This is a genomic window from Pseudomonas sp. P1_F1_2 (genome assembly GCF_056405815.1).
Genome location: NZ_JBFUBK010000077.1, coordinates 1 through 22,321, shown reverse-complemented (window position 1 = coordinate 22,321; position 22,321 = coordinate 1). Strand labels below are relative to the sequence as shown.

Genomic DNA, 22,321 nt, shown 5'->3' with positions numbered 1-22,321 from the left:
TTGCGCGTTCGTTCAGTTCACAAAGATCACCCCGGCCTCCAGGCCGAAGCGCAGGTATTCGTCCAAGGCCTGATGCAGGTTGGCCTCGCGTTGTGGTTGTTGCAGCACATTCCAGACGCCCATTTCGGCGCCGTCCTCGGCGCCGGTGCGCAGCTCTTGAGCACTTGAAAGGCGCAGCTGGGCATATGCCGGATGGCTGAAACTCACCGAGGTAAAGGCTGGCGTCACCCGCACCCGTTCGCTCTTTGCCTGGGCGGTCGGCAACCCCTGGGTCACCAGGTCCGGCAGGCAGCGGTAGCGACGTGGCGTCTGCGAGCCCGATGGCACATAGCAGAAACGCACGCAGCCTTCCTGGCGTCGGGCGATATTCAATTTGGCGCTGAACAGACTGTTGCTGGCTTCCAGCTCCCCGGCGGCGCTGGCGCCGAAGACGCTGCAGCGGTCGAGTTGCAGGCGCGTGTCCGGTAAATCGAAGGCCAAGTCATCGCCGTTATCGAACACGCTGTTGCGGCCCTCGACTCCGGCAATGGCCTTGCTCGTCCGCAACGGCCCGCATAGGCAATGGGTCAGCCGCAGCCAGAGTTGGCTGCCGGTGCCGGTGTGACGGATGCCACCCTTGCTCGGCGTCAGGCTGCAATGACGCAGATTCACTTCGCCCAGCGCGCCGTCCAAACGCAGTTGACCGTCCAGCAGCAGCCCGGACAGGCTGAGCCGGGTGTCGAGGTTGCCGCGTAAACGCAGGTCGCCGATCAGTACCGGCCGCCGCTGGTTGGCGGCTTCAATGGCCAGGTGGGTATCTGGCAGGTTGAGATCAGGGGTCAGCTCCTGGGTCCCGTCGTCCAGCAGATAGATCAGCGTACGGGTCCCGGCAATGACTGCCGCCAGCGCGTCGGCCAGCGTCGCGTGGTCGCCCGGGACCCGCAGCAGTACCTGGAAATCCGCCGGATCGAGCAGGCCCTGCAACGGCTCATCGTCGCGACGCAACGGGCGTCGATCGTAGGGCCCCGCGCCGACATCGCCGGGGAAGCCATAGCTGTAAGCGACTTCCACCCGGTTCGCGGTCTTGCCGGCGGGCAAGGCGATACGTCCCAGGACCGGGTCGAAACCCACCAGAAACAGGTTGGCAACGCCAGGAAAGGTTTTATCCGGCTGACCGGCCTTGCTCGATTTCACCGTGACGCTGGCCGGTGGACGCCGCCATTCTTGCGGCACTACGCCGGGCAAGGGCGAGAGATTGCACACCAGCAGATGCTCCGGCGGTACTTCCACATCGTCCAGCCAGATCCGCAGAACCGGGCCACCCTCCTCCTCTCGATCGAGGGGAAAGTACACAGGGTCAGGTGTCTCACCATCGGTCAGGGCCTGACGTAGCGCCGTCAGTTCGTCGTGCAGCAGTCGCCGGGAAAGAGGCTCCGGCACGTTTTCCGGTTGCGCCAGGTGAGTGATTTCCTGCTCGGTGCGCGGCCGGTTGAACAACATGCCCTCCCCCCGCAACAGCGGCTCGGCGACGTCGCGACCCAGGGCATCGAAACTGTAGAAGCCCGCCAGGCTGGTCATGGCTCGGGCGGTGGCGCGTTGGAGTGCGTAGGCCTGCAACCGCCAGAGATAGAGACCAACATTGGCAATGTTGTAGCGCCCGGCCGGGAGCGAACGCACCTCGACGGTATGGGCGGCGCGGTCGAAGGGGCCGTCGACCCGCTCCAATTGTGTGGCATCACGCAGGTTCGGCGTGCGCACATTTTGTGGGCGGCAGTGTTCGAGGTATTGGGTCGTGCCCAGTAGCTCGAAAAACTCCACCGCCCGCGCACGCCAGCCGGTGGTATCGAATGCCAGCTGTTCCAGCACCGGCAGCGTGCCCTTGCGCCGTCGCAAGCGCAGGCTGTTGGCCACATACGCGCGCAGGCCGAACGCCTGGGTGCCGCTGACCGGATACAGACCGCGCACGCCCAGCAGATCGCCGATATAGGGGACCAACCAGTCGTCACAGGTTTCGATAAACCAGTTGTCGTAGAGCCGGGTGATGTCCTCTTCCAGCACCGCGCCCTGCTCGGCGATAACTTCCAGCAATGCCCGCAGCGGCCCACCCATTTCGGCATCGCGCTCGCGGTAGAAGGCCGGCAGCCGCGCCATCAGGAATTCGGCGTCAATGCTCATAGGCTAAGCTCCGTCAAGGTAACGGCGGACGGGTCCAGCAACAGCAGTTGTGCCGCCAATATCTGCTGACTCTGCCACCGGGCACCGCGGGCGCGCAGTCGGCCATCCGGACCTGCCATGCTGCTGCTGGACAGGCCGTCGTAGAGCCGCAAGCTATCCAGATCCACCCGCTCCACTCCCGGCACCCGCTGCATCACCGCCAGTACTTCGCTGCCACTGACGGGTTGCCCGTAGTAACGCGCGGCAAACCCGAAGGCCTGCCCCAAGGCGCTGCGCACTGCACTGAGGACTGTTGCGCTTTGATAGTCCGGGTTAACCCGAACCTTGGCTTCCACACCAAAATGCAGCACCACCCCGGGTGCAAGCTTGAGCGGCTGATGAGCCGGGCGCACCGCGTCAATGGCTGCGGCCAGGTTGCGATAGAGCGCAGATCCGGGATCGATGCTGACACCCTCTACCCCGCTGACCGTGAGGTGGACCAACCGCTGCTCGCCATCCCACAACCACACCGCCTGGGCCTTGCCGACGCCGGCGAAGGCCGCGGCGAAGTCTTCGAAATCCCGTAGCGAGACGATGCGATCCAGGGTCCGTACGCTCAGCGGTGCGTTCTGCCGGGCACTGTCGCGGTCTTCCGGATCGACCCCACCCGCCGCGGGTACCGGGTTGATCACATCCTTGACCCCCAACGGACGGGACAGCAGCAGGCTGATCCGCCCACTGTTGAGGTTGCCGGCCGCACCGATGCCGACGCGATAGTACGCGTGCACATTCATCTGTCCCGTGGGCAGGCGACTGCCGTGCACGCCGTCACCGAACTGCACGGTGACCCGGCCATCATCGCCCCGGCGCAGCAGATAGGCACGGTCTTGCGCGCCGAGCTCACCCAAGTGTGGCGCCTCGGACCAGCGCACACCTTCGACGCGTACCTGCAGCGTGCTCTGGATGCCCGAAGGGGTGGGTGAGGAAATGTAGGTCAACGGTTTCTGCAGCAGCAGGAAGCGCTGGAAGGCCTGGCTGGCGTCGCCACTGCCAAGGATTTCCGGCTGTATCTGCATCTGCTTGCTGTCGCCGTGACTGGCCGGCGCCACATTGGCGTTGATCCGCACACTCAACGGCAGATAGGCATGTTGCAGATCGCTCTCAAGTTCCAGGCGCGAACGCGGCCCGCTGCTGTCATTGCGTTGCAGGCGCGCCACTTCGCTGGCGAAGCCAAGCACTACTTCATGGCGCGCGCCATCGGTGAAGGACAGGCTGGCGAGCCGGCCGTCCCTGGCGATTTCCACCGCCACCAACGGGTCATTGGCCAACAGTCGCTGACGCGCCGGCGCATTTTGCGTCACGTCCGGCAAGGTGTGGCCGCTGATCGACAGCCAGCGCCCCGCCTCCAGCTCCGGCTGCAGATCATCCAGCGTCAGCACATGACCGCTGAGCAACCCGGACCTGGGCCGGGTCGCCCACGGCAGCTCGATGGATTCGCCATAGGCCGTGGTCTCGCGCAGACGTTCGTTGAAAAGCTCGCGCAGTTGTTCGCCACGCAGGCTCAGGCGCGTGGTCTTGCTGCTCAGGGTGAAGGCGGCGCGGGCATCCTCGCGGCTGTCGAGGATTTGATACAGCTCCTGATAATCGGGCAGCGTCAGCACCAGCCAACTGCCCGTGACCAGTCGCGGATAGCTGGCATCCAGATGCACGCTGTGTACGTCTCGTGGGTATAGACGACTTTGTGGAATGATTTGTTTGGCGATGCCAGGGCCCTGCCAGCGCAATTGAATCAAGGCAGCGCCACCGTTCTCGTAGTACTCCAGGCGCAGGTCGAGTTTTTGTCCGGCCTGGAGCTCGAACAGGCTCTCGCCGTATTCGGTCGCGCCTTGGTCTTGCCATTGATTGACCAGTAACTGGCCGCCAATCCACAGCCGCACGCCATCGTCGGCTWTGACGAAGAAGCTGTAATTGCCGCTTTCGGGTATTTGCAGCCAGCCGCTCCAGCGCACCGAGAAGGTATCGGCGGTCAGCTGCGGATCGGGGCTGGCGCTGCCCCAGTCGAAATCAACGGTGGCGTCGGTACGGCTGAGCTTGCGCGTCTTGAAGTCGATGCCTTCGAAATACTCGCCATACAGGCCGCTGCCGGTGGCCTGGCGGGTCGGCGGATCGGAAACATCGGCCAGGGTGAAGCCCGGCCACTGGCCGTGCAGGCTGATCTTCGCCTGATTATCATCGTCCAGGCCCAGGTAGCTTGCCCGCAGGCTGCGCGGCATCGCCCGCCAGTCCGGCGCCGCCTGGCCGAACAGCGCAGCCTTGGTCCGCAGGGCAAAACAGCGTGGATTGGCCTTGGCCGGCTGGACGTGGGGCATCACCTCACCCAGCGGCCGGTCGAGCGTGACCACCGTGTAGCCGGCCAGTGGGTCGGCGCTCGGCTCCACCGGCGAAATCACTTGCAGGCGAACGACGCGGCGCAGGTCCCAGTTTTCGCTGCCGGGATTTTTCAGGCGTTCATCGCCGACGATCAACAGTGCGTCGCCGGCTTGCAAGTGCGTGTTCTGCCCTTTCAGATACAGAGTGCGAGCGCCCCAGTACGGCGGCACCTCTTCCTGGCTCTGCAGGGCCAAGGCATTCCAGGCAGCGCGCGCGTACAACGGCTCCAGCGTTTCGAAAACCTGGGCCTGTTCATCCTGCTCTGGAATGCTCTGGCTCTTGTTGCCGGCGTCGATCCGCGCGGTTAACGGCGCGCCCGGCGCGGTCTCCAGAGAAAATGCCAGAAACGTCGAGGCGGCCACGCCAGGGCGCAGCTCGTAGCCGATGGAACGCCCCAGCTCCAATATCGAACGCCGCTCCGTGGCGGTACGCAGGAAGCCCTCGTTGACAATGCGCTCTTGATAGAAACTCAGCACATCGAGGACACCAGCCCAGGCATCGAGCAATGCCAGCGCCGGATCATCGGCATCGCGAGTGCTCAGCCCGAGCAGCGCCGTCTGGCTGGAAAGGCGCGCCAGCTGACTCTCGCGAAAACGCCCATGGGTGCCGACCCGATAGTGCAACGTCGTCTGCCCTGGCGGGTTCAATTCGTCGACCGGCGTCAGCACCTTGATCCCGGCGCAGCAGCCGCAGTGTTCGCCATTACTCATAAGCCACCTTGCATGTTCAGCAGCAGTCGGCCGTTTTCGGGGAAATTGGGATCGTTATCCAGGCGCAACACTTCCAGTAACGCGGCACCGATCAAGCCCTGCGCTATTTCCTGATTAGGGGTTTTGCCCCAGCGCTGGAACACCTCGACCTGAAGCGAGGCCACGCCGGTTACCGAATGCGCCGCCTCCATCAGGGTGGAAAGCGCCAGGCCCTGGCCAAAACTGAAGTGATCGGGATGAAAGAAGCCGAGTTGTCCCAGCCCGTCTGCGCCACTGCTCAGGCGCTTGAGCAGGCCAAGCTTGACCGTCGCGGCAAAGTGGCCCGGCAATACGCAGACGTTCAGCTGAATATCCAGCGGGGCATAGATCGGATCACGCAGTTCCAGGTCATAACCGGCCAACCGGTAGCGTTCCAGGTGGCGCAGCATTTCTTCACGAAACGGCTTATCCAGTGGCTGGCCGCCCTTGCGGTCGAGGCTGACGAACATCGTGTACCAGCTGCCGGTCCAGCGAAGCCTCGCAGCGGCCCGTTGTACTTGCGGATGACGCTCGGCGGCCCGCGCGTAATCGGCCTCGGTGACCGCCCGTTCCTGGGTGCGGAAAGCCTGGGGTGCAAACAGCTTGATCGCGTCAGCGCTTTGCGGCTCTGCGCCGCCGCTTGCCGACAACGGATTGCGCAGCGTTTGGATGAAGTCCTTGATCAGAGGGTCTTCACAGACCATCTGGGTGATGCTCTCGGCGCCGACATTCCCGATGCTGCCACCGCCTTGGCGATAGCTGGCCAACAGCCGGCTGAGGGGTTGCGGTTGCATGCCGAAGCGGTTGTCGCCAAAGCGCAGGTGGGCGCTGCCATCGGCTTCGGTCTCCACCACGAATTCCTGTGCGAAGCGGTCACTGCCGAGCAGATCCCGGCGTGGCAACCAAGGGCTGGCACCGGGCTTGGGTTGGTCGCCAAACTGATCGGGGTCGTCTTCGCGCAGTTGCATGCCGGACGGACGGGCTTGCCGGGGATCCTGATACAAGGTGCTGCTGGCGGAGCGCGTCGGGTCATGTTCATAGGCCTGGGCATAGACGATGCCGGGCTCGCGCAGGCGCGGCCGGTATTGGCCGGCAGTCGGTACAACGTCCGGCAGCAGCGACTCATCGGCGCGAGTCAGCCCGTGGTCGGCTAATACCACATTGCCGCAGACCTGAGCGACCCTGACCGTCTTGCTGACACCGGACTGTTGGATACGCGCGCTGATGCACAACGGGAACGGTAGCGCGTCCTCGGCGTGCCAACTGATCAGCTGCAACGGCGTGTCGGTCAGCAGGTCGTGCCCCGGCTTGACCTCGGTCAAGCGTACTGCATGCCGGTGGGTGCGGTCGGCATCCGGTGCACGGCCGGTGCCGGGGCTCAGGACTTCTTCGAAGATCAGCAGCATGCCGGCCTGCAAGCTCAGCGACGGAACGTCGATCAGCGCGGCCTCTTGCGCGCCTTTGCCCAGACAGAAATCCGGCTCGCCCCAATGATGGATATCAATGCGGTTATGGGCGGACTGCAACGGCAACGCGTGCATCGTTTCGAAGACTTGGGTGCTGCCGTCAGGCAAGGTTTGCAGCGCGGATTCTTTCAAGACAGTCCCGGGCTCGCCGGTGCGGGTCAACAGCGGCGTACCGGCGGCCAACACTCGACCGTCAGCTTGGGGCGAGACGCTCAGACTGACGAAGACCCGACTGTTACAGCCGTCGTGTATTGGGTAATCCAGTAGCCGCGCATGCCGGCGCAGGGAGACGCGGCGTCGGGCAGTGCCCAGATACGCTTCGGTGGCGACTGCATCCTGGTAATAGCTGAGCTGATCGCCGATATGCGCCAGCATTTCCACCAGGGCCACGGAAAAATCCGCCGGGTTGCGCTCGTGAAAGCCAGGAATCAGCTGCCCCATGCGGTCCAGCATCAACCGGCGAAAGCTCCCGTAATCCTTGGCCAGGTAATCCAGCAGCGGCTCGGCCGGTACCTGCGGCGGGCAGGGTTGGTCGTCGGCACAATCGAACTCGGAACGGCACTGTGCCTTGAAACTGAATCGGATACTCGACAGGCAAGGGTCGAAGCCCGGCGGTGGGTCTTCGGGCGCCGTGGGGTTGATCAACACGAAACGGTACCAGGAGAAATCACCGGCCCGGTCCACCGTAATGTCGAGCTGATTGCCGTTGATATTCAGGCTCTCGATTTGTACACACGTGATGCGCACCCCGCCCTCGATCCGGCAATGGGCGGCGGTGATGCCAGCCAACGGATTGACGAACGCCACGCTGAGCTTGCGCTGATTCAGGGGCGCCACTTCCAGGTAGTCGATGCCGTTCAGGCTCGGTGGATCGAGGTCACGCAGCAATTGCAGACGATGGCGGTTGTCAGACAAAAACTGGCGTTTCATGGTGCAATCCCTCGGCTGAAGGTCGCCAGTTGCCTCTGGCGATCCCGGCGCATGACGTACTGCACCGTCACGTCGAGGCGCGCGTCGAGGTTCTCGACGGTCACCGCCTCGACCTCGATCAGTTCCCCCAACCACTGTTGCAGCGAACCTTGCACCGTCATCTGCACAGCGGCAGCGAGGGCATCGCTGTTGGGCGCGAACACCAATTGCAACAGGCCGCAGCCGAAATCCGGACGGTTCACCCGCTCGCCCGGCACGGTGAACAGCACCTGTTCGATCATGTCCCGCACCTGCAGATCGGCGAACACTTCGGCGCTGCGCCCGCGCGAGTCGATGCTGAAGGGAAAGTCCAAAGCCATATCAGACTCCTGAGACCCGTAGCTGAGTGACGGTAACCATCATCGGCGTGCCGGTGGGTACGCAGATCGAGGTGCTCGATTGCAGTAGCACCGGCAGCCCGCCGGCGAACACCCGGGTCGCGCCGACCAGCCATTGGCCGGTCACGCAGGGGCCATTGCCGGAGGGCGGTGGCGGCATGGCGCAGCCGGCAATCACATAGGGCGCGGCCAGGGTCGTCACGGGCTGGCCGGAGAGTGTCACCCGGGGAAAAGGCGCGGTCGGCGTCGCCTGGCCGCCGTGGCTGCACATCACCGTGGCGCCCAGATGCAGGAGAAAACCGGGCATCAGCGGTCCTCCCCTGTCATGGCCGGTTTCAGCTGCCGATTGCGTGAAATGTTCATTTCAAATCACCGTCAATGCGCCTTGATTGATATTCACCGCCGGCCCGTTGAGCATGATCGTCGCGCCTTGGCCGTTGCTGATGGTGATGCCGATTTCGTTGATCGAAATCATCGCCCCCGTCAGGGTCTTGAGCAGAATGCCGCCCGTGGGCCCCGGCAGGTCAGAGATCGTCAGGCCGTTCTGGTTGCCGGTTTGCAGCACAATGCTTGGCGATACCGGCAACCCCGCCAACGCCAAGGCGGGCACCTCTGCCGCACTGCCCCAGAAACCGCCGACCCAGATGGGGTAATCCTGGTTGCCCTGCTCGAATTCGACCCAGACCCCGGCGCCGATCTGCGGCACCACAAACATCCCGCTCTGCTTGCCGGCGAACGGCACGCAGGGCATGGCCCAGCTGGAGATGCCGAGCCCCAGCACATCAGGCACCTGGACCTGGATGCGGGCCATCTGCATCGGGTCGATATTGTTCAACACCACACCGCGGAACTTGCCGTAGAACTTGCCTTGCTCAGCGCTCATACCGGTACCCTCGGCAGCGTCGAGATCAAACCGTTGCGGGTCAGCGTGAAGCTCTGCTTGAACTCGCCGGGCTTGAAGTTGCTGGTCACGTTTTTCACGTAGTACAAACCGTCGAAGGCGCTGCCCGCACCGCGCACGCCGACCAGTTGGCGCGCCTTCAACACGGAGCCGTAACGCAGTACATCGACCGAGCCAGTGGCGGTCACCACATCCGCTGAGCCCGCCGCCTCCGCCAAGCCCTTGGACAAGGCCGCCATTGGCGAGAGCTTGGCGGTGTCCTTCAGCAGGTGGATCGACTTTGGAATGGGCGGCAACGCACCGAGCGGCGGGTTGAGCAGACTGATGTCGGGGATCGGCAACGGAATCGGGAACTTGGTCAGCGGGTTCTGGATAAACACGATCGGCAGGCTGGCCTTGGTGTTGTCCACGCTGAACGACAGCGCCTCGACGTTGCTGTGGGCATCCATCCCCAGGTTCAGTGCCGGTTGCGGTATCCCGAGCTTGATCTCCGGGCCCCAGTAGGCGGTATTCATCCCCGGCAACGGGCCGGGTTCGACGTAGAACACATAGCCGGCGTCCTTGGCCAACTTCTGCACGTAGGCCAGGTCAGTGCCGTCATGGGTGGGGATTTTTTCCACCGGGATCGGCACATCGCTGAAGATTTGCGGGATCACCAGCGGCACCATGCCAAAGATCGCGTACTTGGCGACAATCAGCGCCACCCGCGCCTCGGCCGGCATGGCCGGATAGGGAATGCCGTTGAATTCCTGCTGATCCATGGCCACCGACAGGTCCTCACCGGTGATGGTCAGGGTGCTCTGCCCCGGCTCGTTGGAGCCACTGACCTCCTGGCGGGTAATCAGGCCGTCCATCAACACCATCGGCAGGCTGTTGAGGGTGATCACGATCAGCACCCGCAGCCAGGGCACCCGCCCGCCGGTGAGCAACAACAGGGTGTGCAGCGGTGAATTGTTGTGCAGTGCGAAGCTGATCTGGAAGCCACTGCGGGCGCCCGCCGCCGACGTCACCTGGATGCTCTGCAAGGCATCGATCAGCGGCTTGGGCACCGGTAACGGTATCGCCGGGCCGACCAGCAGCGAGACATGCATGCCTTTAAGCATCGCTCGGCCCCTGCATGCCTTCGGGCAAGGTCAGGCGGATTTGCCGGCCCAGCTCTTCCAGCTCCAGTGGGTGGAGGCAACCATTGGCATCCGGCAGGCGCCAGAACTGTTCCGGGTCACCGAGCACCGCAGCGGCCATGCGATCGATCCGGTCGCCCTCGATCACGGTGTAGATCTGCAAGGTGACAAAGTTAGCCGGGTCCGGTACGAAGCGCCGCCGCAGGTAAACCACGCGTCGACCGTCGACCTGGACCAACTCGGCGGTGTCGGTCGGGTAGTAACGGCTGTTAGGTGGGAAGCGGTCGCTCATCGTGGCTGTCCTTTCGTTCATCAGCGTTCCGTTGTTTTAAAAAAGCGCGCTCAAACCCAGGCTGGCCAGGGTCGCGCTGCTGGCCTTGCGCGCCAGGCGTTCGCGGCTCTGGTGGTAAACCATGTAGAGGTGCCCGCCCTTGTCGCCGAAGCCCAAATCATTGATGTTGAGCACGCGCATGCCGAGGGTGATGCGTGCGCGGATCGGGTTGAGGTTGACGTCGAACGCCTCCTCGACGATCGAAAAATCGGTGATGCGCACGGGCACCACGCGCTCCTTGCTCCACACAAACAAGGGCAGTGGCGCCTGTACCGGAACGATTTCCAGGGTGCCGGCACTCGCCATCTGGTTGTTGCGGATCAAGGCGTTGCTGTCCGGGTAGACGATGGTTTCCAGTGCGGCGAGTTGCGGGTGGATGCCGACCTCGATCGCACCAGGGTGCTGATCGGAAAACTCCAATTGGTCGGTGGCGTCGATCTCGGCGTCGAGCTTGATCGTTTCCACCGGCGGTCCTTTGAGGCGCAATGGCTCGCTGATCGCTGCACTGCCGCCGGTGCTCTGCGGTTGCAGGCTGCGGGTCAGCAGATCGGGGTTGTACTGCAGCGCAATGACTCGCAGCACGGCACCGCTGGCCGGGTCGATCAGGATCAGGCCGCCCTTGAGCACTTTCGGCGAATTGGAAAAGCCGGTCATACCTCGTGCTCCTCTTTCGTAGCATTGCCGAACAGGTTGGACAGCATCTTCGAGGGGTCGAGATTGAGCTGCGCAGGTTCCGGTTTGATATCGGAGAGCTTGGGCATTCGAAAGCCATCAATGCTGTCGTAGTGCAGCGGCAGGCGTACGCCGAGGCTCAGCCCGGTGTCGAAGGTGCCACCGAGCAGTTTCCAGGTTTTTTCGGTCCGTACCTTGAACCGCCAGACCCCGGCTTCGGCGAAGACCCGGGCATTCAACGCGGCGGCCAGCACTACGCTGCCGCCGATATAGGCGCTGGCATCGACGCTGAATTTGTCCTTGCTGTAAGCGATCTCGCCGGCCAGCTCGGCCTTGCCTTCAAGCCCTGCCCTGGCCTCGACATTGAGGCCGCCACCGACCTCGGCGATGTACAGATCGATCACCACATCGGCGCCGACTTTGCCGCTGATCCCCCCGCCTGCCGGGATGCTGGCCTTGGCCTTGAGGTTGAAACTGAAGTCCGGGTCGGCTTCGAACGGGCTGAACTTGACCGTGGCCTTGATCCCGGTGAGTACCCCGGGGCCGACATAGTAGTAATACCCCAGGCTGCCCCAGAGTTTGACCTTGAGCCCGATCGGGCCGATGGAGGCGCCAGGAATCGGGATGCTTCCCGAGGCCGAGAAAATCGGCTGGTCTTCCTGTTTCTCCGGGAAGCGCTTGAACAGGGTGATGTCGGGAAAGCTCAGCTCGCCGTCAAAGGTGATCTTTTGCTGTTCGTCCACCGTGATGCCAGCCGTGGCGACCATGTCCTTCTTGATTTCGTAGGAGAGCTTGCCCTTGCCGATGATCTTTTCATTGGGCAGCAACTCGACAACGATATTGCCTTTGGCGCGCCCCTTGTCGATCTTGATATCGCCCTTGCCGTAGACCTTCTCCTTGCCGCCCTTGTTCTCGTAGGTGGCATCGATGATGCCGTCGAGCCCCGAGAAGGCGAATCCGGCCTGGCCCTTGGCGATAAACAGTTCGCCGTCGTACCAGAGGCTGGCCTGGATCGGTTTGAGGTAGGGGCTCTTGACCTTGATCTTTCCGCGTCCCTGGAACACCCACTTGTTGGCGGCGTAACTGATCTCCAGCGCAGCCTCGTTGCCGCCTGGCAGTTCCAGATTGACCTTGCCGCTGGCGTCGATCTTGCCGGCCTTGAGAAACACATCGACAGCGCCGCTTTTTACATAGGGAATCTTGCCGGCCATCTGCCCCGACTCGATGTGCGCCCCGCCACTCCACTCGCCGGCCTGATACTTGATCTCGCCCTTGGCTTCATCGACGCCGGGCAAATACACAAAGAGCACCCCGGTCAACACCAGGCCATTCTCGTCGGCACTGACCTCGACTTTGCTCGCGGCGATTTTCTTCGCGGTGCCGAACTCGAACGCGACAGTCCCGACCGGTTTCAGTTTCGGCGCCAGATCGATGGCCAGCGTTGCCTCGGTGATTTTCACCCCGCCGAACGGTGGCTTCAGTTTGTCCTTGTCCAGCGGCGCCTTGAGCCGGAAATACTCCGGCGAGAAGGCCACTTCGATTTTTTGCAACAAAGGCACTTTGGTGGGGGTGATGTAGCCCTCGCCCGCGACCCCGCCGGGCACCAGGTCCAGTTTGGTGAAGACGCCGGGGCTCAGGTAGTCATAAGTAAACGCGATACCGGCGTTCTTCTTCGCCGCCGAGAGGGTCAGGCCACCGTCCTCGGCGACATCCAGCACCACCCCGGTGCCCTTGGCCGGCAAGGTGATCGGCAGGCGGGTCCGGTCGCGGTTGTCGATCATCGCGTTGATGGTGTCCTTGCCCTTGCCGACCCGGCGCAAGGTCATCAACAACAACCCGGGAAGGATTTCGGCCCCTGCGACGTTTTCCGGGATACCGGACTCAAAGATCGGCGGCGTCTTGCTCTTTTCACTGACCCGCAGCACCCGCGTGCTACCGCCGGCCACCACCGGGTAGTCGATCAGGGTTTCAGTGGACTTGTCGGCGCGCCCGTCTTTGCCGGGCTTGCCGAGTTTCTTGCCGGTTTCGCAACAGGGTCCGCACTTGCCRGTGCCCTTCATTTTGGAATCGGCGAATACCATGCGGATCTGCGCCGGCGGCTCCTCGCCGCCCTCCTCGATCTTTTGCGCGATAGCTTGTGCCAGGCCAAAGACCTGTTGCTTGATCAGGCTGCCGCTCATGCCGTTATCAAGGCGATCGAGCACCTGGATATTTTCCTGAGTGTTATCGCCACCCACCTGCAATTCGATGATGTGATCCATCTCGCAGGTGCCACCGCCGACCTTGGGAAATTCGGCATCGCCACCGGCCTTTTGCCACGCGGCGTTCAACGCATCGCCCATCTTCCAGCCGCGCAGATTGACCCAGCGCGAACGCAACTCGTCGGAGCTGACACGCATTTGCCACAGGCCCGCTTCCTGGGCCTTGGCCCCCTGCAAGGTGATGATTGCACGCAGGGCCTTGGCCTTGGCCTTGCTTTGCCATTCCTTGAGCACCGGGCCCTTGACCTCATGCAACTCAAGGAAATCGACGTCGTACGAAGCCAGCTCCTTGTCCTTGCCCTTCACTTTGGCAGTGGTTTTTTTCTCCGGCGTGACCTTGTGCCCGGTGGACATTTCCAGGTCTTTGTAACGGCTCTCCACCTCATAGTCTTGCGACTTGCCCTTGCCATCCTTGCGCGACAGTCGCGGCCCGCCCTGACTGAGCACGCCGCTGGCCAGAGGCTGGCCGCGCATCACGCTGTCGGCGGCGAAGTCGGCCTCGCGTTCCAGCCGCTGGTAGTGCGGCCCCTGATCGGCGAGGTTGCTGATGCCGGAGCGATGCAGGCCTTGTTGCTGCACGGTGTGGGCCAGTTCGTGGGCCAACAGGTGTCGACCGCTGTCGCTGTGAGGCTGGTATTGACCGTCACCGAACACGATGTCCTGACCGACCGTGAAGGCATGCGCATCCACATCCCGGGCGCTGGCCCCGGCGGCGCTGTCGTCGTGTACGCGTACGGCAGCGAAGTCGCTACCGAAACGGCTTTCCATGAAATCGCGGGTGTCCGCATCCAGCGGTCTGCCGGGACGTGCCAGGGTCTCATTGACCGAGTCCGGTACACCCTGCCCGCCCGAGGCACCGTTGCTCTTGCGTTGCAGGTTCTGCTGGCGGCCGGCGGCGCAGCTTTCGCACTCGCCACTGCTGCCGGCACCCGCGCCACAGGCGCACTTGCGCTGTAAAAGCAGACCGCGCACGGCGGTTTTCGGGGGCGAGGCGTCGCGTTCGGCACTGGGGGCAAGGGCGTGTTCGGTCATTGTCCCGGCCCCTGCAGTTGTTCGGCAATCAACCGTGCCAAGCGCCGCCCGGTGCGCTCCGGGCGTTCTCCGGCGGGCGTGGCGAACCGGGGGATTTGCACCTGCTCAAGCGCAAAGCCCTGCCCTGGCAGCGGTCCCTGGATCAGCAAACGTCCCAACTCGCGTTCCAGGGCGCCGGCCAGTCGCTGGCCATTGCGCAACGAATAACCGGGCAGCGCCAGAGTCCCTATCGTAAGGCTGATGGTCGGGGCGGCGGGTGCCAGGGTACGGGTCATTCCCAGTCCCCCACTTCCGCCGCCGGCAGCGGTTTTTCCAGTTTGGCGAATTCCGCTTCGGCCGCCGCGCGCAGATGCTGCATGCCGATGGCCATGTCCTTGTCCGCCGCGAGGAAGGCCGCGTTCAAGGCCAGGTTGCGGATATGCCCGCCTGACAGCGATAGCCGCGCCAACTTGCCAATATCCAATGCGCTGCACGGTGCATCGGACGGAAACGCCCGCTGCCAGATGGCGCTGCGGGCGTCCACATCGGGGAAAGGGAATTGCACGATGAAACGGATGCGGCGCTGGAACGCCGGGTCGATGGCCTGCTTCAAGTTGGTGGTGAGAATCGCCAGGCCACGGTAAGTCTCGATCCGTTGCAGCAGGTAGCTGACCTCCAGGTTCGCGTAGCGGTCATGGCTGTCGCGCACTTCACTGCGTTTACCGAACAAGGCGTCGGCCTCGTCGAACAGCAGGATCGCGCCACTGCTTTCAGCCGCGGCGAATACCCGTGACAGGTTCTTCTCGGTCTCGCCGATGTACTTGCTGACCAGCGCCGCCAGATCGATGCGGTACAGGTCCAGTTGCAGTTCGTTGGCCAGCACTTCGGCGGCCAGGGTCTTGCCGGTGCCGCTACCGCCGGCGAACAAGGCGCTGATGCCCAGGCCTCGGTCGCTGCGTTCGGCAAAGCCCCAGTCGCGGTAGACCCGCGTGCGCTGGCGGACTTGCGCCGCCAACGTATGCAGACTGGTCAGGGCCGCGTCCGGCAGCACCAGGTCGTCCCAGCCGGCGCGGGCGTCCACCCGTTCGGCCAAGTGTTCCAGGCCGCGTCGAGCTTCTTCGCGACACACCTGCCAGAGGTGTTCGGCACCACCTTGGGGGCTGGCTTTGAAACCCTCGGCCAGACGCAGAATGGTACTGCTGCTGAGCTGGAACTGTTCCGCCAGCAGGCCGAGACGGCCGTTGAGGCCCGCGACTGACTCACCCAATTGTTGCTGCCAGAGCTTGAGCCGTGCCGATGCATCGCTGCCCTGAACGCTGACCCGACATTGACGGCGACGCAAGGCTGGCGCGCTGTCACCACTGAGCAGCAGCAAGCTCTGCAGGTGATCGAGGACGTCGCCCAGGCGTTGTGCCTGCTCCGGGTTCAGACTTTGCGGTTGCAACCAGAGCAGCACGCCGTGCAACAGCGCTTCACGTTCCCATAAGTGCGCCAATTGCCCGCGCTCGGCTTGCCCTGCAGGCAGGTCGAACTCGGTCATCCGGTAGAGCTTGAGCCCCAGCTCTGTCGCCAAGGCGTGGGCGTAGCCATCGCCGTCACCGTCCACCAGTCGCGCAATGGGCGCCAGGGCCAGGTTGGGCGCCACCTGCCACTGCGCGGCGATCTCGAGGATGCTGGCCCTGGCCTGATGCCCATCAACAGCGACCGACGCGGCGTCTGGCAGGTTTTCCCGGCGAAACCAGGGCTCCAGGCGCGGGTCTGGGAAGCTCAGGCCGGCGATCCGGTGCAGGATGATTTCATCCACCACCAGCCGCGCTTGCAGCACCCCGCCGCTGCCGCTCGGTTCGAGCAATTGCCAGCGCCGCAGAGGGCCGATAGGGGTGATCGAACTCCACTCAGGGTCCGGGAGCAGATTCAGGGCCAGCTCGAAACTCAACCAGGGTTGGTACGCGTCGCCTTGGGCTTGTGCCAGCAGGTCACGAAAGCGTGGGTCGAGGTCAGCGGCGGAGGCCAGCAGCAACAGATCCTGCTCGAAACGGCTCAGCCCCAACCGCTCGCTCAGCCGCGCCAGGGCTGGCGGGGTTCGCAGATAAGCGCCCAAGGGCGCAGGCTCGCCAGCCAGTCGCGCCGTCAGGTAAGCGGCAAAGGCATTCAACGCCTGGGTCAGCACGCGGCGGTTTTCGGCAAAATCATGGCGCTGGCTCATGGCAGCACCTGCGGCGTGCTGAATTGCCCGTCAGCGCCCATGACCAGCGCGCTGGTTCCGGCATCCACCTGCACCCTTGCCAGGTAAGCGCCTTGGGCGACGCCCTGGTACTCGACGGTGACTGTCGAGCTCTGCTCGGCCGGCGGGAGAATGCCATTGCCGTCAGTCGCGCTGAAACTATAGGCCCGTGTCGGCCGGTCGCTCGGCGGGTTCTTTTCGTTGAGTAGCACGCGCACCCGCTGCCCGGGGCCCACTGGCGGAGCGCATGTCACCTCGATGCTGCCGAAGCGGTAGGTGACGCCGTCGACCACCGTGCTGGTGGCACCGGGTAGCACGACRAAACCCGCCTGCGGGTTGAGGATGAACACGCCAAGGTTCGACTGCACCGCCCCATGGGCTACCGGCGGCGTACCCAACCATTGCCCATGGGCCACCTGCAACGTGCAGACCCCCGCCCGCAAGGATGAAGGCAGCGCCGGCGGATGAGGCAGATCCGGCAACAGGAAACCGAACTCCAGGGTCTCGTTATCGACAGTRCTCAGACCAGCGCTCAGGTCCAGTCCGTTGACCCACAGTTGTACGGTCTGGGCCTTGAAGTTGGCGCCGCTGACCCGCACGCTGCCATCCGGCAGAATCGGCATTGACGCGCCGGCCACCGACTCGACCCGGTCCACCCGTGGCATCCGCAACGGCACCACATAGAGGTTGCGTGCCAATACCGGCAGCGGCGTGCGTTGGCTCCTGGCCGTCGATTGCAGCAGTACGCTGATCAGGTACGCCGCGCTGGGCCGCGCCGGCACCTGGATCGCCGACCAGATGCGCGAGAGTTCGTCGGTGCTGAGATTGAGAGGCGTGATCCGCAGTTGCTCCAGTTGATCGGCCAGCCCGGCGCGTTCCAGCGCTTTGGGCACATTGGGTTTGTTCGGCGCCGGCTTGAGCGCCGCGCGGATGGCATCGCGGCCCATTCCCGGGGTGTCATGAAGGATCTGCATGGCAGCGCCGAGGAGGATTTCGGCGTGGAAGTCGGCAGCGCCATAGGCTGTGATGAGTATGTGCAAGTCCAGCGCCAGAGGCGGATTGCCAATGCGCTCACCCACACTGTCGCGGCTTGGCAGGCCAAGGTTGGCCCAGCCGGGGTTGCGCGTCTGGTTGTAGAGATAGAGGTTCAATTGGTCGCCACCGGCGGGATCTATGCGGTCCGGGCCGATACAGGTGACGCTCGGGGCACCGCCCAGCACATCGCTGACTTTCAATTCCGCCAGGCCGCTTTCCAGCAACTGTTGGAGCGTCACGAGCGCTGCGGCCAGCCCAAGTGGCGAACTCATGACCGCGGTCCTGCACCCGAGTTACGCTCGCTCAGGTAGTCATCCAGGGACTTGGCCGGCAAGCGCCGGGGTGGCTCTTCGCGACGCGACGCAGGCGCTGCCTCGGACGGGAGAATTTCGATGCGACCGATATTGATCTCGACCCGCGGTGCGGCAGCAGGCCCATCGGGCTGCGTCGGGTGCGGTTCCTGCCGGACATGCAGAGGCTGCGATGCCGAGGTGGCGTTGGGCGCTTGCTCGTGCAGGCGTTCGACACGGCGTTCGATCAGCTCCCGAGTCAGCTCGTGGCGCTCGATACGCTGTTCACTGTGGGAGCGTTCGATCAGCCGGGATTCCAGGCGCAGGGGTGGCTGTCCTTGCGCAGTCTCGACAACCGGCGGTAACGGTAGCGGAATTCGGGGTAGCCCGGCCTCCTTCGGTGATTCAAGCATTGACGAAACCACCGTCTGCGCAGGGCCTGGCATGGGTGGCGGGATGGTCGCCACCGGCGATGTTGGTTGCAGCAGCGAGGTCACCTGACGCAACACCTGCGTAACAGGCCGCGCCATCGGCGATGACGGCTCGGCCCTCGGTTGCACCGTTACCGGGATCGCGGCAGTCGCGGTGGACGGTTCTTGGGTGGGTGTCAGTTGCGACTGCGGTGCCTGCTCAAAATCCCGCGGCGCGATAGCGTCGTTTTCAAAGCGCGAGCCGATTCGCGGGCGAATTGTTGGCGGCTGTAAGGCGCGCCGGGCCAAGGCCAGCAGCCAGTCGCTCATGACTGCACGCGATGCAGATAGCGGGCGCGACGCTGCGGGCTCAAGGCGAGAATCTGCGCCTCGCTCCAGCCGTAGGCCGCGGCCAGCAAATGGACCTGATCGAGCGTCCGTTGCGCCCAATGGTCGAGGCTTTCCAGCAGGTAGCTGCCGATATCGAAGACCTCGCTCCAACGTTCCTTGCACGCCGGACAGCACATGTCTAACTCAATCAGCGCTTGTGGATCGGCCTGGCTCATGGCCTCGCTCAAGGCTTGCATCGCCCCCTGCGGCAAGTTCTCGAGCGATATTGGCTGCGCGCCCTGCGCAGCCTCCAGCACGCAGCGCCGGACCAATAGCTGCCGCGCCTGCTCGATGTCCGACAATTGGGCCACGGCCGCCAGATCGAGGCTGTCCGGCAAGCGAAAACACAGGCGGTAATCTTGCCACTGCAATTGCAACTCCGGCGTGTCGGCGGGCGGATCATCCAGACGCAGGTCGGCCGTACTCAGGTTCAGCTCCAGGCGTTCGGCGCAATGTTCGCAACAGGCCATGGCGGTCAATTGCGGCCCGAGCAGCGCGCCATACAGGTCCAGCAGATGGGCATCGCGGCGCCCCACTGGCAACCGCTCGGCACCCGTCAGGCCGTCGGCCAGCAAGGGCGCCAACAGCGCGCAGGATTGCAGTGCGGGGGGCAGCGTCTGGCTGTGGTCCCAGATCGCCAGCCAGTCAGCGGAATCAAGCTTGGACACGGTCAGGGATCTCCATCATGGAAATGCCAACAGGCACGATGCCTCGTCAGTTCGGCTCGTTGAAGCTTGGTTCGCTCGGTTCGACCACCTCGTAATCGCGCTCCCAGCCTTCGTTTTCCAACTTCAGACGGGCGATGGCGACGGCGTTGGCATTGGCGTCCAGGTCCGGCAGCGACTGAAACTCGCTGACCCAGCAGCGGAACACCTTGTACGCCAGGGCTAATTGGCCGGCCTCGTTGTATAGCTCGATGATGATGTCCTTGCGAAAATCCTTGAGCGACACCTCCGCGCCCAAGCCGGAAGCGAAGTTCCAGACCTTGTTCGCCCAACGCTCGAAATCGGCATCGTGGGTCACCCCACGTTCCAGGGTGATCGCCTCGAACTCGGTGCGCCCCGGCGATTTGCGGCTGCTGCTGGGGTCACCGCCCTCGCGGTGTTTGACCACTTCAGTGGTGCGCTTGAGTGCCGATACCTTGCTGATGCCGGCGACATAGCGACCGTCCCACTTGACGCGGAATTTGAAGTTTTTGTAAGGATCGAAACGCTGGGCGTTGACCGTGAACTGAGCCATGGCATATCTCCCTGATGCAGCGATTCAGCGGCCACCCACCCGGGTGGCCGCTGCCTGGATCACACCTGAATTTGCCCAGCCAGCTGCTGGATCCTGATCACCACGAACTCCGCCGGTTTCAGCGGAGCGAAAGCCACCAGGATATTCACCACGCCGCGATTGATGTCGTCCTGGGTGGTGGTTTCACGATCGCACTTGACCAGATAGGCCTCGCGCGGCGTTTTGCCCTGGAAGGCGCCCTGGCGGAACAGGCTGTTCATGAAGGCGCCGAGGTTGAGCCGGATCTGCGCCCAGAGAGGCTCATCATTGGGCTCGAACACCACCCATTGAGTGCCGCGATACAGGCTTTCTTCCAGGAACAGGGCCAGTCGGCGCACCGGCACGTATTTGTATTCGGAGGTCATCTGGTCAGCCCCGCGCAGGGTCCGGGCTCCCCAGGACACCGCGCCGTAAACCGGAAAACTGCGCAGGCAGTTGACCCCCAGCGGGTTGAGACTGCCATTCTCGCGGTCGTTCAATTGATAGTTCAGCGCCTGTACCCCGATCAGGCTGGCTTCAGTGCCGGCCGGCGCCTTCCAGACACCACGGTCACCATCGGTGCGGGCGTAAAGCCCGGCCACGGTTCCGCAGGGTGCGCTCAGGCGCAACTTGCCGTTTTTCAGGGGATCGGCGATGTAGACCCAGGGGTAGTAGACGGCGGCGTGATCGGATTTTGGCAACGCAGTGCCGGAAACCGTCGCCACCATCTGCTGCGGATCGACAGCGGTTGGTGGCGAGTCGATCACGAAGAATGCCCGGCGTTCCTCACAGTAAGCCGCTGCATCCATCAGCACGCCGGTGTCGGTGATACCCGGCAGACAGAGGATGTTGAACAGGTCCACTTCTTCCAGGGCATACAACCCTTTGCGTGTGTCACGGTCCGCAATGAAGGCGGAATAGATATCCGCGGCGGCATAGGCTGTTTCACTGCCGCCTTGCAGGGTGACGTTCACCGGCTGGGTGGTCAGCGAGCCCGCCAGCAAATGCAGTTGGCTGGCGATGCTGTTCAGCGGCGAATCCGAGACCGCGATACTTGAGGCCGCGCCTTGGGTGCCGGTGGCCAGGACCAGGGTGCTGCCGGCCACTGCACAGGTAAAGTTGCGGTAGGCGGGATCTCCCGGTTTACGCGCACGCACCGCAGCCTGAATCCGCGCGGCGACGTCCGTCAGTTTGGCGGCCAGATTGGCGCCAGCCGCCCCCGCGTCACCAATATCGATCACATCGGAATTGCCATCGAGGCTGATGCGAAGGCCCGTGTGGGTCGCATCTGGCAGAGCATCCAGGTCGTTGGCAGCGAAGGTATCGCTGGTCAGGGTCGCAGGATCAGGCACCGGCACCGGACGGATTGCCCCGACCGCATCGACCTCCACTCCACCTGCTTCACTGCCAAGTTTGAGCGCAGCACTGGCATTGCTTTTCTGCCCGGGCAGCACCCGCACACTGGAGAACTCACCGCCGACACCGGACGTCATCAGGATCGTTTGCGTAGCGGCCGGCCGCCCACAGGTGAAGTTCTGGTAGGCCAGTTGGCTGTTCGCTTGGGCCCGGACTTTGGCCTGGATTGCACCACACAGTGAATCCAGACGCTGGGTCGGCGTACCACCGGCGATATCCGCCGGCAGCGCGATCAGCACCTTGACCGGCGGCAGATTGTTCACGCTGACCCGAAACTCGTTGTGATTGGCGTCCAGCAGGGTCGTCACATCGGCCAGACTGGCACCACGCGAAGTGCCGGCTGCCAACCCGTCCAGTGCTGCCTGACCGACCACCCGACTCACGTTGACCAACTGAGAAACCGCATTGACCTGATCCAGCACGTAGCGGGCGTCCATCGAGTTCATTGACAGATTTTCAAAGCGTTCGGCGCGTCCATCCGAGGCGCGGATGAACGTGATGTTGAATGAGCTACCAGGGTTGATGGTGAGGTGATCCACCCGTACTTCGATACCGTTACCCGCAGCGCCTTCGTCCAGCGCTTCGACCTTCAGTACATCGATCGGGTTTGTGTTCTGCAAGGTTTTGCTGGCTGTACTGGCGTCCTTGACGATACGCACCACGTAGGCCTCGGTACCGCCGTTCTGGAAGAACTGCCGGACCGCGTAACCCATCTCGGAATCCACTGCCAAGCCGCCGAAGCGCCGCTCGTAATCGGCGAAACTGAACAGGTGCTGGGCTTTGTTGATCGGCCCGCGTGGCGCCGAACCGGCAAAGGCAGCCACCGAGGTCGCGACGCCGGTAATGGTCCGCACGCCGCTGGGAAGTTCTTCGATATAGACGCCTGGATAGCTGAGTTGGGGAAGTTCTTCGATATAGACGCCTGGATAGCTGAGTTG

The 22,321-nt window shown here is 63.6% G+C and carries 17 protein-coding genes; all 17 read right to left on the bottom strand.

Features of this window, described 5'->3' with window-relative positions; all coding sequences use genetic code 11:
* Positions 1–12: 12 nt before the first annotated feature.
* The gene (locus AC1D2P_RS21095) at positions 13–2,154 is read right to left on the bottom strand and encodes a hypothetical protein (RefSeq protein ID WP_477758314.1); all 2,142 of its coding nucleotides are present in this window, start codon (positions 2,152–2,154) and stop codon (positions 13–15) included.
* The gene (locus tag AC1D2P_RS21090; RefSeq protein ID WP_477811574.1) at positions 2,151–5,273 is read right to left on the bottom strand and encodes a putative baseplate assembly protein; all 3,123 of its coding nucleotides are present in this window, start codon (positions 5,271–5,273) and stop codon (positions 2,151–2,153) included. Before AC1D2P_RS21090 ends, AC1D2P_RS21095 begins: the two co-directional genes overlap by 4 nt.
* Complete coding sequence (locus tag AC1D2P_RS21085; RefSeq protein WP_477758316.1) at positions 5,270–7,687, bottom strand: baseplate J/gp47 family protein; 2,418 nt, start codon at positions 7,685–7,687, stop codon at positions 5,270–5,272. The genes AC1D2P_RS21090 and AC1D2P_RS21085 overlap by 4 nt, the downstream gene beginning before the upstream one ends.
* Positions 7,684–8,046, bottom strand: a complete 363-nt coding sequence (locus tag AC1D2P_RS21080; RefSeq protein WP_046027217.1) for a GPW/gp25 family protein — start codon at positions 8,044–8,046, stop codon at positions 7,684–7,686. Before AC1D2P_RS21080 ends, AC1D2P_RS21085 begins: the two co-directional genes overlap by 4 nt.
* Before the next feature lies 1 nt (position 8,047).
* Positions 8,048–8,371 (bottom strand): hypothetical protein, encoded by a 324-nt coding sequence (locus AC1D2P_RS21075; protein ID WP_046027216.1) that lies wholly within the window; start codon positions 8,369–8,371, stop codon positions 8,048–8,050.
* Positions 8,372–8,428: 57 nt separating this feature from the next.
* On the bottom strand, positions 8,429–8,947 hold the full coding sequence (locus AC1D2P_RS21070) for a phage baseplate assembly protein V (RefSeq protein ID WP_046027215.1): 519 nt from the start codon (positions 8,945–8,947) through the stop codon (positions 8,429–8,431).
* The gene (locus AC1D2P_RS21065) at positions 8,944–10,068 is read right to left on the bottom strand and encodes a hypothetical protein (protein ID WP_109787197.1); all 1,125 of its coding nucleotides are present in this window, start codon (positions 10,066–10,068) and stop codon (positions 8,944–8,946) included. Before AC1D2P_RS21065 ends, AC1D2P_RS21070 begins: the two co-directional genes overlap by 4 nt.
* Positions 10,061–10,378, bottom strand: a complete 318-nt coding sequence (locus tag AC1D2P_RS21060) for a hypothetical protein (protein ID WP_046027213.1) — start codon at positions 10,376–10,378, stop codon at positions 10,061–10,063. The genes AC1D2P_RS21065 and AC1D2P_RS21060 overlap by 8 nt, the downstream gene beginning before the upstream one ends.
* Positions 10,379–10,414: 36 nt before the next feature.
* A complete protein-coding gene (locus AC1D2P_RS21055; RefSeq protein WP_046027212.1) occupies positions 10,415–11,071 on the bottom strand; it encodes a hypothetical protein in 657 nt (218 codons plus the stop codon).
* Complete coding sequence (locus tag AC1D2P_RS21050) at positions 11,068–14,382, bottom strand: eCIS core domain-containing protein (protein WP_477758317.1); 3,315 nt, start codon at positions 14,380–14,382, stop codon at positions 11,068–11,070. Before AC1D2P_RS21050 ends, AC1D2P_RS21055 begins: the two co-directional genes overlap by 4 nt.
* Positions 14,379–14,657 carry a hypothetical protein gene (locus AC1D2P_RS21045; RefSeq protein ID WP_109787195.1) on the bottom strand — a complete coding sequence of 93 codons (279 nt, stop codon included), beginning with the start codon at positions 14,655–14,657 and terminating at the stop codon, positions 14,379–14,381. The genes AC1D2P_RS21050 and AC1D2P_RS21045 overlap by 4 nt, the downstream gene beginning before the upstream one ends.
* The gene (locus AC1D2P_RS21040; RefSeq protein WP_477758318.1) at positions 14,654–16,567 is read right to left on the bottom strand and encodes an ATP-binding protein; all 1,914 of its coding nucleotides are present in this window, start codon (positions 16,565–16,567) and stop codon (positions 14,654–14,656) included. Before AC1D2P_RS21040 ends, AC1D2P_RS21045 begins: the two co-directional genes overlap by 4 nt.
* Positions 16,564–17,892: a Pvc16 family protein gene (locus AC1D2P_RS21035; protein ID WP_477758319.1), complete on the bottom strand. Its 1,329-nt coding sequence runs from the start codon at positions 17,890–17,892 to the stop codon at positions 16,564–16,566. Before AC1D2P_RS21035 ends, AC1D2P_RS21040 begins: the two co-directional genes overlap by 4 nt.
* On the bottom strand, positions 17,889–18,650 hold the full coding sequence (locus AC1D2P_RS21030; protein WP_109787192.1) for a hypothetical protein: 762 nt from the start codon (positions 18,648–18,650) through the stop codon (positions 17,889–17,891). Before AC1D2P_RS21030 ends, AC1D2P_RS21035 begins: the two co-directional genes overlap by 4 nt.
* Positions 18,647–19,378: a T4 family baseplate hub assembly chaperone gene (locus AC1D2P_RS21025; protein ID WP_477758320.1), complete on the bottom strand. Its 732-nt coding sequence runs from the start codon at positions 19,376–19,378 to the stop codon at positions 18,647–18,649. Before AC1D2P_RS21025 ends, AC1D2P_RS21030 begins: the two co-directional genes overlap by 4 nt.
* 46 nt (positions 19,379–19,424) lie before the next feature.
* On the bottom strand, positions 19,425–19,949 hold the full coding sequence (locus tag AC1D2P_RS21020; RefSeq protein WP_077430158.1) for a phage tail protein: 525 nt from the start codon (positions 19,947–19,949) through the stop codon (positions 19,425–19,427).
* Positions 19,950–20,008: 59 nt separating this feature from the next.
* Positions 20,009–22,321, bottom strand: a 2,313-nt coding sequence (locus tag AC1D2P_RS21015) for a phage tail sheath family protein (RefSeq protein ID WP_477811573.1), incomplete at its 5' end; no start/stop codon positions are given.

Excerpts from the sequence above, each read along its gene's own strand:
- AC1D2P_RS21055 (WP_046027212.1), bottom strand. The coding sequence starts at position 11,071 with ATGACCGGCTTTTCCAATTCGCCGAAAGTGCTCAAGGGCGGCCTGATC.
- AC1D2P_RS21070 (WP_046027215.1), bottom strand. The coding sequence starts at position 8,947 with ATGAGCGCTGAGCAAGGCAAGTTCTACGGCAAGTTCCGCGGTGTGGTG.
- AC1D2P_RS21045 (WP_109787195.1), bottom strand. The coding sequence starts at position 14,657 with ATGACCCGTACCCTGGCACCCGCCGCCCCGACCATCAGCCTTACGATA.
- AC1D2P_RS21095 (WP_477758314.1), bottom strand. The coding sequence starts at position 2,154 with ATGAGCATTGACGCCGAATTCCTGATGGCGCGGCTGCCGGCCTTCTAC.
- AC1D2P_RS21075 (WP_046027216.1), bottom strand. The coding sequence starts at position 8,371 with ATGCCCGGTTTTCTCCTGCATCTGGGCGCCACGGTGATGTGCAGCCAC.
- AC1D2P_RS21060 (WP_046027213.1), bottom strand. The coding sequence starts at position 10,378 with ATGAGCGACCGCTTCCCACCTAACAGCCGTTACTACCCGACCGACACC.
- AC1D2P_RS21040 (WP_477758318.1), bottom strand. The coding sequence starts at position 16,567 with ATGAGCCAGCGCCATGATTTTGCCGAAAACCGCCGCGTGCTGACCCAG.
- AC1D2P_RS21085 (WP_477758316.1), bottom strand. The coding sequence starts at position 7,687 with ATGAAACGCCAGTTTTTGTCTGACAACCGCCATCGTCTGCAATTGCTG.
- AC1D2P_RS21065 (WP_109787197.1), bottom strand. The coding sequence starts at position 10,068 with ATGCTTAAAGGCATGCATGTCTCGCTGCTGGTCGGCCCGGCGATACCG.
- AC1D2P_RS21080 (WP_046027217.1), bottom strand. The coding sequence starts at position 8,046 with ATGGCTTTGGACTTTCCCTTCAGCATCGACTCGCGCGGGCGCAGCGCC.
- AC1D2P_RS21030 (WP_109787192.1), bottom strand. The coding sequence starts at position 18,650 with ATGAGCGACTGGCTGCTGGCCTTGGCCCGGCGCGCCTTACAGCCGCCA.
- AC1D2P_RS21020 (WP_077430158.1), bottom strand. The coding sequence starts at position 19,949 with ATGGCTCAGTTCACGGTCAACGCCCAGCGTTTCGATCCTTACAAAAAC.